Below are 12,315 nucleotides of genomic sequence, written 5' to 3' on the forward strand. Positions count from 1 at the left end.
TCGACTTTGACGGCGTCACGCAGAAGCACCGACCCCGCCCGGATCGTCCGCTGGTTTCTGCCGGTCAGCGGTGAGCTGCGGCTGCACGGCCGGCACCAGTTCGAGGGCAACGCGGGCGGCGAGGTACAACGTTGCGACCCGCCGAAGAGCTTCTCCGCCACCTGGGAGTTCGGCGGGCAGGTCAGCTGGATCGAGGTGCGACTGACGCCGGAGCCCGACGACCGGACCCGGTTCACGCTGGAGCATGTCGCGCACGTCGACGACGTGATCTGGGCCCGGTTCGGGCCGGGCGCGGTCGGGATCGGCTGTGACATGGGGCTGCTCGGGCTGGTCACGTACCTGCGCGCCGGGGGCGACGACGACGCCGGCCGGGAGCGGACCCGGTTGGCTGAGAGTCCACGCGGGAATTCGGCGGCGCGGTGTCGGGGGCGGAGGGCAGACTGTCGGCCATGTCGCCTCGATCCGTCGCCGACCTGGTGGCCCTGCACCGCGCCGGTAAGCCGGTGAAGTACCTGCACTTCTGGGGCCACCGGCCCCGGCAAGACGGCTCCGTCGGGCCGGGCTGCCTGAGCCAGTGGTGGCCCGCGCCGTTCACCGTGGACGGTCGGGTCTTCCACACCGCCGAACACTGGATGATGTGGCGCAAGGCCGTCCTCTTCGGCGACGAGGCGGTGGCGGAGCAGGTCCTCGCTGCCGGGCACCCGCAGCGGGCCAAGGCCCTCGGCCGCCAGGTCCGCGGCTTCGACGAGGCCGTCTGGGCGGCCCATCGGTATGACGTCGTGGTCGCCGGCAGCGTCGCCAAGTTCACCCAGCACGCCGACCTGCACGCGTTCCTGCTGGCCACCGGCAACCGGGTGCTGGTCGAGGCGAGCCCGATGGACCGGGTGTGGGGCATCGGCCTGGCTGCGGACGACCCCGCCGTCGAGAACCCGGCCCGCTGGCGGGGCGACAACCTGCTCGGCTTCGCCCTGATGGACGCCCGGGCGGCCCTGCGCACCTGATCCGGGACGGCCAGCACCTGTTCCCGGACGGCCAGCGCCTGATCCCAGGCAGCCAACGCCGGACCCGGGGCGGCCGGTGCCCGATCCCGATCGGCCGGCCCAGCCCCGCACGAGGGCCGGGCCGGCGAGCCCTCGGATCGACCGGTCGCCCCGATCTCACCGGTCGCACCGGGTCGGGCCGGTCGCACCGCAGGAGCGCCGGCGGTCAGGCCCGGCGCTGGTCGTGCGGGACGGTGACGGTGACGGTGCAGCCCACCGGGCGGCCGATCTCGTCGTGGCCGGCGTACCGCAGGGTGTAGACCCGGTCCCCGCCGTTGCCGGCGCGCTCAGCGCGCAGCCGGCCGGCGGTGTCCGGGGTGCCCGTGACGAACCCGGCGACGTCGGTGGCGTCGCCGCCGGTCACCTCGGTCAGGGCGAAGGCGCGCGGGCCGAGCACCCCGTCGGGGAGGTCGACGGTCACGGCGACATCGACCAGCTTGTGGTTCGGCGGCCAGAGCACGGGCCGGTCCACCGCGCAGTCCAGCTCCCGGGTGGGCACCGGCGCGGGCAGGGCGGCCACGGCGTGCCCGATCGTCGCGGTGACCCGGCCGCCGGCCTCGTGGTACATGTGCGCGGTGCGCCCGTCGAAGTAGAACGTCGGCGCGGCCGAGCGGCCGAGGTCGGGGGCCTCGGCCAGGGAGTCGTGCACGACCCCGAGGTGCGCCTCCCGGTCGAGGTTCTCGCCGACGTCGACGGCGTGCATGTTGCCGTCGGCGGCGTGGAAGATGACCAGGTTGGGGCCCTGCCAGCGCAGGAAGAACGGCCCGGAGGCGTTCGGCCCCTCGATGCCCTGCGGGGTCACCATGGGCTCCGGTTGGACGGTCCAGGTGCGGGCGTCGTTCGACACCGCCCAGCGGATGCGCCGGGACACCGGGCCGGTCGGACCGGGCAACGCGATGTGGCTGACCGTCGGGTAGTGCGGCAGCCAGGTGTTGCCGATCAGCGGATTGGCCGCGTACTCGGTCCACGGGCCGTCGATCGAGTCGGAGTAGGCCAGGGAGATGCCGCCGGGCCGCTCGTGCGGGGCGTAGTACAGGTAGTACTCGCCCAGCGGGTCGGCGAAGTAGTCGGCGGCCCGGATGACGCTGGGGAAGATGAACTCGTTGATCGGGTTGTAGGAGAGCTGGCTCACGTGTGGTCGGCATATGGCTACCAGGACGCCCCCATCGAGGTACTGCGAATGCTCGTCAACGCAACCGAGATCGGCTACATGGCCGCGCTCAACGACATCCGGGGCGGGGACCTCGACGGCGACATCCTCCAATGGCGCCCAGACCTGGCCGAGCAGTAGCCCATGATTCAGCTACCTCGCTGGCTCCGAGGCCAACCCCGGTTTCCCCTGACGATCGTCGGACACGGCCGCGCCCACCACGCGCACCTGCCCGCCAAACTCCCGGCAGCGATCCACAGGCTAACGGCTCGACGTCGGCCGCATCGAGGATTGCCGTCGTCCACCAGGACGGCGGCCTGATCTAACTACGTTCGGTGACCGCATGACGGAGGGATGCGCGCGGATCGCGGCTAGATCCGTTAGCAGGGCGGACGAGTTACGCGGCACCGGGATGTCGACGTCGTCGTCGAGGTGGTGCCGGCCGTATTGGTCAGGCGGGCTCCCCCAACCTCGATACGGTCGAGGCGGCTGCGACGGCCCCAGACGGGTGGTCCCCGGCGGGGCGAGGCTCCCCGTGCACGTGTGGGTCCAGCCCTCGCCGAGGCCGAGCACGTACGCGAACGACGTGTCGAGCGTCATGGTGTCCAACTGGGCGGTCGGTCCGTCGCTCGTGCCGGGCAACGCCGCGCCGGCCGGCGACGCCACCCAACTGACCTCGACGCCGCCGGGCAGCACGAACATCCGCGAATGTGCCAGATCCCACCGCCCAAACGCGACATCGATCGCCTCAGCCAGTTCGACGAGGGTGTGCCGGCGGCTTGCTGGGTGTAGGGGTGATGCCGTCATGGGCCGTCCGCCGGGTGCCGCGCACGCTCGGCGTGCAGGCCGGCCACCCTGCAGATGTCCCCGGACAACATGAGGTCGGGAACCTCGGCCTTGCCAACCTTTTACCGCCTGACCTCGTAGACCTCGGCGATCGTTCTGGGGATGCCGGTCTTCTGCACCGTCACGACAAATGTGCGGCCGCCACTGTTAGTGATCTTAATTGCGGCCTCATGAACGCGAATTCGTCAGCCGGTCGATGGCCTCTTGCCGTGTCATGTCGGCGCCTCGGCGGTAGGCCCTGTCGTATTCGGTACGGCCGAGCCGGTCCACGAGAGCCTCCACGAGCGAGCGTAGTTCGACGTCGCCGTGGTCGAAGGTGCCCCGGATGGCCTGGCTCAGGCCGAGCGCGCCGGCCGCGCCGGCCGGATCGCCTTCCAGAAGGAGCAGCCAGGCCAGGAGCTGGGCGGCTGATGAGGTGTCCATGCGCGCCTGCGCCGCTTGGACGGTGCGGAGCAGCAGCTCGCGTGCGCGTGCGGCGTCCCCGGCGGTGAGGAGGTTCGCCATCCTGGCGGGGACCAGCACGTTCTGCACCGTCTCGGCCGGAACGAGCAGCTCGCAGGCGAGCGTCTCCATCCGGTCGAGTTCATGATCGGCCCGTTCGACGTCGCCGGAGCGGCGGTACAGCTCGGCCAGGTTGCCGAGGACCTCGATCTCTAGCATGGGGTGACCGCGGTCCCAGGCCGCTCGTTCGGCGGTGTCGATGTCGTGCCGGGCGCCGGTCAGGTCGCCGCCGCGCATGCGTTCGGTGGCGAGGCCGAGCCGGGTGGAGACCTCGTCCTGCGAGCCGAGGTCGGTGGCGATCGCGATGCTGCGCTCGTAGGCGGCGATCGCCTCGTCATGGTCACCGCCGGTGGCGTGGATCTGCGCCTTGCCGATCAGCATCTTCGCTGTCCACCATCGGTCGCCCACCTCCTCGAACGTGTGCAACGCCGCTGCCATCGCGGTCGCGTAGCCCTCCCGGTCGACCCGTTCGCGATATCGCATGGCTTCGACCACGAAGGTGCAGGCGATCGCCCAGTGGTCCGAGCTGCTCCGCACCTGGGCGATCTCTCGATCGACCAGCTCATCGAGCCCGAGTATCGCCGCCATCAACAGTGACATCGTCAGCAGCATCGGATAACGTCGCCGCGCGCCCGTGCGCGCGCAGTCTTCGATGAGCGCGCGCAGCCGCTCGGGGTCTGTGATCGGCCCTCTCTCGCTGGCCACCAGGTGGATCGCGGTGAACGCGGCCCGGGCGTCCGCGGGTAGCGCATCGCCGAACTCGAGAACTCTGGCCACGTAGGCGTCGGCCCGACTGTCGTAGCGAAGCATGACCCAGTACCAGTACAGCGGGCCGAGGGTCCGGGCCGCCGCCTCGGCGTCACCGCCGTCGATGGCCGTTTGCAGAGCGAACATCAGGTTGTCGTACTCGGCCTCGAACAGCCGCAGCGACTCCACCTGCTTGTCCGAGCGCAGCAGCGGCTCGTGTTCCTCGGCCAGGTCGGCGAAGTGCCGGATGAGCCTGTGCAGAACGGTTTTGTCTTCCCCCGCGAGTCGGAGTTTGTCCGCCGTGTGGGTTCGGATTGTTTCCAGCATTCGGTACCCGTCGCCGACCGGCTCTATCATGGACTTGTCGACCAGGGACTCGAGCACGTAAAGGACCTCGCCTGTAGGGAGCGTCTCATCCGAACAGACGGCCTCGACCGCGGCGATACCCGTTCTCGCGGGAAATATCGACATCCGGCGGGCCAGCGTCCGTTCTTGATCGGTGAGGAGATCCCAGCTCCACTCGATGACCGCATGCAGCGTCTGCTGCCGGGGCTGGGCGGCCCGGTTGCCGGTGCTGAGCAGCCGGAAACGGTCATCTAATCGCCGGGCGACCTGGTCAGCGCTCATGGTCCGCAGCCGCGCCGCGGCCAGCTCCAGGGCGAGCGGCAGTCCGTCGAGCCGACGCACGATATCCACGACTGGGGCTGTCGTCGTCACGTCCAGTACGAAGCCGGGCCGTACGGCTGCCGCCCGATCGAGGAACAGCCGTACCGCGGCCGATCCGGAGGCGCGGACGGGATCCGCGTGTGCCGGGGGGAGGTCGAGCGGACCCAGCCGGCACAGCGCCTCACCCATGACCTCAAGCGGCTCCCGGCTCGTGGCCAGGATGGTCAGGTCCGGCCGGCGCTCGAGCAGGTGCAGGGCGAACTCCGCCGCCGGTCCGGAGATCTGTTCGCAGTTGTCCAGCACCAGTACGCCTTCGCCGCCGGCGAGCAGATTGACCACTCGCTCCAGGGGTGTACTGGAAGGCCGGCCGTCGGCGGTGTTGAGCGTGCCCAGAACCGCCTCGGGCAGCCCGTCCGGTGTGCTCACCCCGGCCAGGGGAACGAGCCAGACCCGGCCGCGGCGATGGGCGCGGTGCCGGCTCACCGCCTTCACGGCCAGCCGGGTCTTCCCCACACCCCCGGGCCCCACGACGGTGACCAGCCGAGAGCTCTCCAGCAACCCAGCCAGCAACCTCAGCTCGTCCGCCCGACCGACGAAGTTGGTCAGCTGGGCCGGCAGACGTCCGGGCGCCGCTTCCGGCGATGCCTGCCGGGGCTCGGGGATGTCGAGCTTCCCCCGCAACACAGCGAGGTGCGTCTTTCGCAGTTCCGCTGAGGGATCGATGCCCAGCTCCTCGGCGAGCGTGCCGCGGACCTCCTCGAACAGGACCAGCGCGTCGGACTGGCGGCCGGCCGCGGACAGGGCTCGCATCCGCAATCCGGCCAGCCGTTCGCGCAACGGGTGGCCAGCGGCCAGCGCCGCCATATCGGCCAGGATCTCGTCGTGGCGGCCCAGTTGCAGCTCCGCCTCGAACCGGTCTTCGGTGGCCGCGACGCGCAGCTCCTCCAGGCGCGCGCCAGCCGTACCGGCGAAGGGGGCATCGAGCACGTCGGCCAGCGCTTCTCCCCGCCACAGCGCCAGCGCCTCGCCCAGCAGCGAGGCCGCCCGCTGCGTGGCGCCTGCGGCGAGTTCGTGGTCGCCCCGCTTCGCCAGCTCCTCGAACCGGTGGGCGTCGACGTCCTCGGCGTGTACGTGCAGGCGGTACCCGCCGGCCGCCGTCTCCACGACCCCGGCCCCGCCCAGAGCCCTGCGCAGTCGATGCACCAGCGCATGCAACGCGTTGATGGTGCCCCCGGGCGGGTGTTCCCCCCACAGACCGTCAACGAGCGATTCGAGCGATACCACCTCCCCCGTGGCCAGTGCCAGCCGGGCCAGCAGCGCGCGAACCCTGGCGCCGCCGACGTCGATCGGCGCGCCGTCGTCGGCGTAGACCCGGACCGGCCCCAGCATTTCAATCCGCATGCCCACAAGGCTATGAGGGCCGGGCGCCGATGGGACACGGGCCACTGCGCGGCCAGCACGTGACAGTCCCTGATAGTGGCTCCGTGCCGTCTGTAAGAGCGTTATAAGAGGCCTGTCAGCGCCCGTGGACATCGTTGTGGGCGTACGGAAACGCGTGACCTTCCGTCAACGGACACGCGACGGTTCCCTCCGAAAGGCATGGATATGACAGGCAATGCAGACAACGCGGGGCGCGAGAAGCTGCAGCGGGTGCTCGACTGGGCCGTGGCCGAGGCGGGCGTACCCGGCATCGTGGCCGAGGTCCGGGATGCGAACGGAAGCTGGTTCGCAACCGCCGGAGTAGCCAACATCCAGACCGGTACCCGGCGTCAGCCGGGGGAGCACGTGCACACCGGCAGCAGTGGCAAGGCCTTCACCGCCGCCGTGATGCTGACCCTCGAGGCCGAGGGCAGGCTCAGCCTCGACGACACGGTGGAGAAGTGGCTACCGGGCGTGTTGAACGTCAACGGCTACGACGGCAACAAGATCACCATCAGGCACCTGCTCAGCAACACCAGTGGCCTGTTCTCCACCGGCCTGGCACCGGAGCTGGGCCACCGCTACGCCACCCGTTCCGGGTTCGTCAAGCATCGCTTCGACGAATTCACCACCGAAGACCTGCTCAGGCTGGCGGTCTCCCAGCCGCCGGTCGGCGAGCCCGGCGATCGCTTCGAGTACGCCAACGGCGGCTTCTACCTCGCCGGGGCGATCATCGAGAAGGTCACCGGCAACAGCTATGCCGAGGAGGTCGACCGCAGGGTCATCCAGCCACTCGGCCTGACCAACACCTACGTGCGCCCCACCCAGGACATCGGATACCCCGATCCGCACCCGCGCGCGTACTCCAACCTGTTCTACAAAGACGGCACCGACCCGGCGACGGTCACCCCGGAGAACTGGGAATCGATGATCGAGGAACCCGGTCTCGAGCCCCTCGACGTCACCGAGTTCAACACCTCATCGGCCTGGTCAGCCGGTAACGTCGTCTCCACCATCGGCGACATGATCCGGTTCATCAACGCGATGGCGAGCGGCAGCCTGCTGCCGCCGGCCCAGCACCGCGAGATGTGGACCACGGTCTCCACCGAGGGGAGTTACTGGATGCCGCACGCCCGATACGGCCTCGGCCTGTTCGAGTTCGACAAGGAGGCCACGGGCGGCCGGACGCTGCGCGGCGTGGGTGGCAGCCTCTGGGGATTCTTCATCTGCACGGTAGGCACCCCCGACGGCGAGCACACCATCGCCTTCCACACCAACACCGAATGGAAGACCTGGGACCTCCTCTTCAAGGTCATCGAAGCGGAGTTCGGCACTTCCATCCCTGCGTAAGCGTGCGGCCCGCTATCGGCTCGGGTGCCCATGAAAGACAGGCACGAGCCGGTAGCGGGCCCGATCCAACAGCCCGACGCCAACTGGAGCGCCTCCGGGCGCTAAAGGCTCACCAGCCAGGCGGTCCCCCCGGACGAGCACTCCTGGGTCGAGCAGTTCGGCGTCACCGCCAGCTACCGGGCGCTGCGCACCGGGATCCGGGACTACTACCGGCGGCACTACCCGCTCACCGAGCGGTCCCGGGGCTGGACCGACCTCAACCCGGGGGCCGGCTGGGTCAGCCGGCTGTGCCACGAGCCCCGGGTCGCGGTGGCGGTGCTGGAGGAGATGCTGGCGCCGTACCGGGGGTCCGGGCGGCTGACCGTGCTCCAGCCGTACCGGCCGGTCTCGGCGGCCTCCGACGGCGACCGGGTGACCGGGGTGACCGTCGGGCACCGCGACCGCCCCGACGAGCTGGTCGAGCTGACCGCCCCGTACGTGCTGGACGCCACCGAGACCGGCGAGCTGCTGCCGCTGGCCGGCGTCGAGTACGTCACCGGGTTCGAGTCGCGGGAGTCCACCGGCGAGCCCAGCGCGCCGACCGAGGCCCAGCCGATGAACATGCAGGCCGTGTCGGTCTGCTTCGCCCTGGACCACCTCGACGGCGACCACACCATCGACCGCCCGGCCAGGTACGACTTCTGGCGGGACTACAAGCCGGACTTCTGGGGCGACCGGCTGCTGTCCTGGCGCTCCCCGCACCCCCGGACGCTGGAGATCGTCGAGCGCAGCTTCACCCCGAACCCGGACGACGACCCCCTGGCGGTCAATGCCGACCAGCGGCTCAACCCCGGCGACGGCAACCTGTGGACGTTCCGGCGCATCGCCGCCCGGCGCAACTTCGTCGACGGGGCGTACGCCAGCGACATCACGCTCGTCAACTGGCCGATGATCGACTACTTCGAGAGCCCGGTCATCGACGTGCCGAACGCGTCGTGGCACCTGTCGCAGGCGCGGGAGCTGTCGTACTCGGTGTTGTACTGGATGCAGACCGAGGCGCCCCGGCCCGACGGGGGCACCGGCTTCCCCGGGCTGCGGCTGCGCGGCGACGTCACCGGCAGCGCCGACGGCCTGGCCCAGGCCCCGTACATCTGGGAGTCGCGGCGCATCCGGGCCGAGTACACGGTCGTCGAGCAGGACCTGTCGCTGGCGGTGCGCGGCGCGCACGGCGCGGTCAGCTACCCCGACTCGATCGGCGTGGGCATGTACCGGATCGACCTGCACCCGTCGACCGGCGGCGACAACTACATCGATGTCGGGTCCTGCCCGTTCGAGATCCCGCTCGGCGCACTGATCCCGCAGCGGGTGGAGAACCTGCTGCCGGCCGGCAAGAACATCGGCACCACGCACGTCACCAACGGCAGCTACCGGCTGCACCCGGTCGAGTGGCCGCCCTGCCGCTGTCCCGCCCCGCGCTGGGCGCGGTGGCCATCTTCACCTTCCTGCACAGCTGGAACCTCTACCTCGAACCGATCGTGTTCCTCTCCTCGCCGGAGAAGTTCACCCTGCCGCAGGCGCTGACCCAGTTCGTCGACGCGTACGGCGGGCCGATGTGGAACGTCCAGCTCGCGGCGGCGTCGATGACCGCCCTGCCGGTGCTGGCGGTGTTCGTGATCGCGCAGAAGCAGTTCGTCGAGGGCCTGGCGCACACCGGTCTGAAGGGATGGCCTCCCCGGCCCACACCGACGTCGGCGTCGACATCGGCGGCACCAGGAGGGTTGCCGTCCTGGTGCCGCCGACGGCACGGTCCCGCATCGCCTGCCGGCGGCCGGGGCGGTAACGTGCAGCGGCATGACCGGCGCACCGTACTCCCACTGCTCCTACTGCGGCGTCGCCTACCCGGCGGGGGACGGCTGGCCCCGGGACTGCGCGGCCTGCGGGCACACCGTCTGGCGTAACCCGCTGCCGGTCGCGGTCGCGGTGCTGCCGGTCCGCACCGACGCCGGCCTGGGCGTGGTCGTGGTGCGCCGGGACATCGAGCCCGCGCGTGGCCTGCTCGCCCTCCCCGGCGGCTTCATCGAGTACGGCGAGGAGTGGCGCGACGCCCTGGTCCGGGAGCTGCGGGAGGAGACCGGGCTGGTCGCGGCGGCCGGGGACGCGGAGCTGTTCGCGGTGCACAGCGCCCCGGCGGGCGGCACCATGATGGTCTTCGGGACGCTGCCCGAGCAGGCCGCCGGGCAGCTCCCGCCGTCCGCGCCGACCGAAGAGGCGACCGAGTGGCTGGTGCTCACCGAGCCGGCCGAGCTGGCCTTCTCCACCCACACCCGGGTGCTCGCCGACTTCCTCGCCGCCCACCGGGGCGCCTGACCCGCCGCCCGCCGGCAACCCTGGGCACTGAAGTCGGCACAAAGAGCCAACCACAGCACTCCTTCGGATCAGTAGGCTGTTCCCGCTCGCTGACATGAGTCGATGCGACCGGTCCGGCACGCCGACCCCGGAGGAGCAGCCATGAGCCGCTGGACACCCGACCCGTCCTTCTATCCCTCACCCCGCGACGCCGCCCAGGCCCCCGCCGAGAAGCTGGCCTACGTGGCCGCCTTCGACCGCTCGGCGACCCGTCCCGACGCCATCGCGGTCCTCGACACCGACCCCGCCTCCCCCACGTACGGGCGGGTGGTGGGCTGGACCGACCTGCCGCACACCGGCGACGAGGTGCACCACTTCGGGTGGAACGCGTGCAGCAGCGCGCTCTGCCCGACCGCGCCGCACCCGCACGTCGAGCGGCGCTACCTGATCGTGCCCGGGCTGCGCTCGTCGCGGGTGCACGTCTACGACACCCGGCCCGACCCGCGCGCCCCGAAGCTGGTGAAGGTGATCGGCCCGGAGGAGCTGGCGGAGCGGGCCGGCTACTCCCGGCCGCACACCGTGCACTGCGGCCCCGACGGGATCTACCTGTCCGCCCTCGGCGGCGCCGACGGCGCCGAGGGCCCCGGCGGCATCGCGATCCTCGACCACACCAGCCTCGACGTCCGCCGGGCGTGGGAGGCCGACCGGGGGCCGCAGTTCCTCGCGTACGACTTCTGGTGGCACCTCAACCACGACGTGCTGGTGACCAGCGAGTGGGGCACCCCGTCGATGATCGAGGACGGCATCGTCGGCGAGCTGCTGCTCGGCCGGAAGTACGGGCACGCCATCCACTTCTGGGACCTGGCGAAGCGCCGGCACGTGCAGCGGGTCGACCTCGGCGACGCGTACCAGATGCCGCTGGAGCTGCGCCCCGCGCACGACCCGACGAAGACGTACGGGTTCGTCGGCGTGGTGATCAGCGTCGAGGACCTGTCCGCCTCGGTCTGGCTGTGGCACCGCGACGGCGACGCCTGGGCGGTGACCAAGGTGATCGACATCCCGGCCGAGCCGGCCGACCCGGCCGACCTGCCGGGCCTGCTCAAGCCGTTCGGAGCGGTCCCCCCGCTGGTCACCGACATCGACCTGTCGGTGGACGACAGGCACCTCTACGTCTCCTGCTGGGGCACCGGGGAGCTGCGCCAGTACGACGTCAGCGACCCGTTCCACCCCGTGCAGACCGGGTCGGTGCGCCTCGGCGGCATCGTGCGGCGCACCCCCCACCCGGGTTTCCCCGACGAGCCCCTCGCCGGCGGCCCGCAGATGGTGGAGATCAGCCGCGACGGCCGCCGGGTGTACGTGTCCAACTCCCTCTACGGCTCGTGGGACGACCAGTTCTACCCGGACGGGGTGGGCGCCTGGCTGGCCAAGCTCGACGTCGACCCCGACGCCGGCGGGCTCACCCCGGACCCGCGGTTCTTCCCGCGCGGGGAGGAGTTCCGGGGGCTGCGGGTGCACCAGACCCGGTTGCAGGGCGGCGACGCGTCCTCCGACTCGTACTGCTTCCCGTGACCGGGACGACCTGGCTGGCGCTGGCCGGGCTCGGCGCGTTCCACGGCCTGAACCCGGCCATGGGCTGGCTGTTCGCGGTGGGCCGGGGCCTCCAGGAGCGCAGCCGGCGGATGCTGGTGACGTCGCTGCTGCCCATCGCGCTGGGCCACCTCGCCTCGGTGGGTCTGGTGGCCGCGCTGGTCAGCGCCACCAGGTCGGTCGTGGCGAGCACCACCGTGGCGGTCGTCGGCGGGGTGCTGCTGGTCGGGTTCGGGCTGTGGCAGCTGCTGTCGCGGCGGCACTTCCGCTGGGCCGGGATGCGGCCGTCCAACGCGCAGCTCGCCGGGTGGTCGTTCCTGATGTCGTCGGCGCACGGCGCCGGGCTGATGCTGCTGCCGGTGCTGCTCGCCGAGCCGGTCGCGGCCGGCGGGCACGGCGGGCATGCCGGGCACGCCGGGCAGTTGTCGGCGACCCCGTCCGGCGCGCTGCCCGGGCTGGCCGCCGCCGGGGTGCACACGGTGGCGATGTTCGGCGTGGCGCTGGCCGCCGCCGTGGCGGTGTACGAGGTGCTCGGCGTCGGGGTGCTGCGGCGGGCCTGGTTCAACGTGGACCGGCTCTGGGCCTGGGTGCTGGTGGTCGCGGGGGTGATCACCGTCGTGGCCGCGGCGACCTGAGCGGCGCCGGTCGGCTCGGCCGAAGGGCCGGCGGCTCCCGCCGCGCGGC

The 12,315-nt window shown here is 71.4% G+C and carries 9 protein-coding genes and 1 pseudogene; 8 read left to right on the forward strand and 2 right to left on the reverse strand.

The annotated features are described in order from the left end of the window. The first annotated feature begins 6 nt into the window (after positions 1 to 6). Entirely contained in the window at positions 7 to 507 is a 501-nt protein-coding gene (locus OG617_RS32080; RefSeq protein WP_405096624.1) for an SRPBCC domain-containing protein, read from the forward strand. Further along, positions 450 to 1,001: an NADAR family protein gene (locus OG617_RS32085; protein WP_405096625.1), complete on the forward strand. Its 552-nt coding sequence runs from the start codon at positions 450 to 452 to the stop codon at positions 999 to 1,001. The genes OG617_RS32080 and OG617_RS32085 overlap by 58 nt, the downstream gene beginning before the upstream one ends. A gap of 205 nt (positions 1,002 to 1,206) precedes the next feature. Here the strand turns inward: OG617_RS32085 and OG617_RS32090 are convergent, their stop codons facing one another. Continuing rightward, entirely contained in the window at positions 1,207 to 2,172 is a 966-nt protein-coding gene (locus OG617_RS32090; protein ID WP_405096626.1) for a hypothetical protein, read from the reverse strand. A gap of 1,032 nt (positions 2,173 to 3,204) precedes the next feature. Then, positions 3,205 to 6,351 (reverse strand): BTAD domain-containing putative transcriptional regulator, encoded by a 3,147-nt coding sequence (locus OG617_RS32095; RefSeq protein WP_405096627.1) that lies wholly within the window; start codon positions 6,349 to 6,351, stop codon positions 3,205 to 3,207. 204 nt (positions 6,352 to 6,555) lie between these two features. Here OG617_RS32095 and OG617_RS32100 point away from each other — a divergent pair, with 204 nt between their 5' ends. The 6 genes and pseudogenes from OG617_RS32100 to OG617_RS32125 all read left to right on the forward strand — a co-directional run bounded on the left by OG617_RS32100 (position 6,556) and on the right by OG617_RS32125 (position 12,266). After that, positions 6,556 to 7,719: a serine hydrolase domain-containing protein gene (locus OG617_RS32100; protein ID WP_405096628.1), complete on the forward strand. Its 1,164-nt coding sequence runs from the start codon at positions 6,556 to 6,558 to the stop codon at positions 7,717 to 7,719. 168 nt (positions 7,720 to 7,887) lie between these two features. Further along, positions 7,888 to 9,279: pseudogene (locus OG617_RS32105) on the forward strand (FAD-dependent oxidoreductase); the annotation flags it as partial. Continuing rightward, entirely contained in the window at positions 9,183 to 9,656 is a 474-nt protein-coding gene (locus OG617_RS32110) for a hypothetical protein (RefSeq protein ID WP_405096629.1), read from the forward strand. The pseudogene OG617_RS32105 and the gene OG617_RS32110, both read left to right, overlap by 97 nt. Then, the gene (locus tag OG617_RS32115) at positions 9,550 to 10,065 is read left to right on the forward strand and encodes an NUDIX domain-containing protein (RefSeq protein ID WP_405096630.1); all 516 of its coding nucleotides are present in this window, start codon (positions 9,550 to 9,552) and stop codon (positions 10,063 to 10,065) included. Before OG617_RS32110 ends, OG617_RS32115 begins: the two co-directional genes overlap by 107 nt. Positions 10,066 to 10,206: 141 nt before the next feature. Next, positions 10,207 to 11,613, forward strand: a complete 1,407-nt coding sequence (locus OG617_RS32120; RefSeq protein ID WP_405096631.1) for a selenium-binding family protein — start codon at positions 10,207 to 10,209, stop codon at positions 11,611 to 11,613. Beyond that, on the forward strand, positions 11,610 to 12,266 hold the full coding sequence (locus OG617_RS32125) for a hypothetical protein (RefSeq protein WP_405096632.1): 657 nt from the start codon (positions 11,610 to 11,612) through the stop codon (positions 12,264 to 12,266). The genes OG617_RS32120 and OG617_RS32125 overlap by 4 nt, the downstream gene beginning before the upstream one ends. The last annotated feature ends 49 nt before the right edge of the window (positions 12,267 to 12,315 follow it).

Source organism: Micromonospora sp. NBC_01412, from assembly GCF_045040215.1.
In the GTDB taxonomy this organism is placed as follows: domain Bacteria; phylum Actinomycetota; class Actinomycetes; order Mycobacteriales; family Micromonosporaceae; genus Micromonospora; species Micromonospora rubida.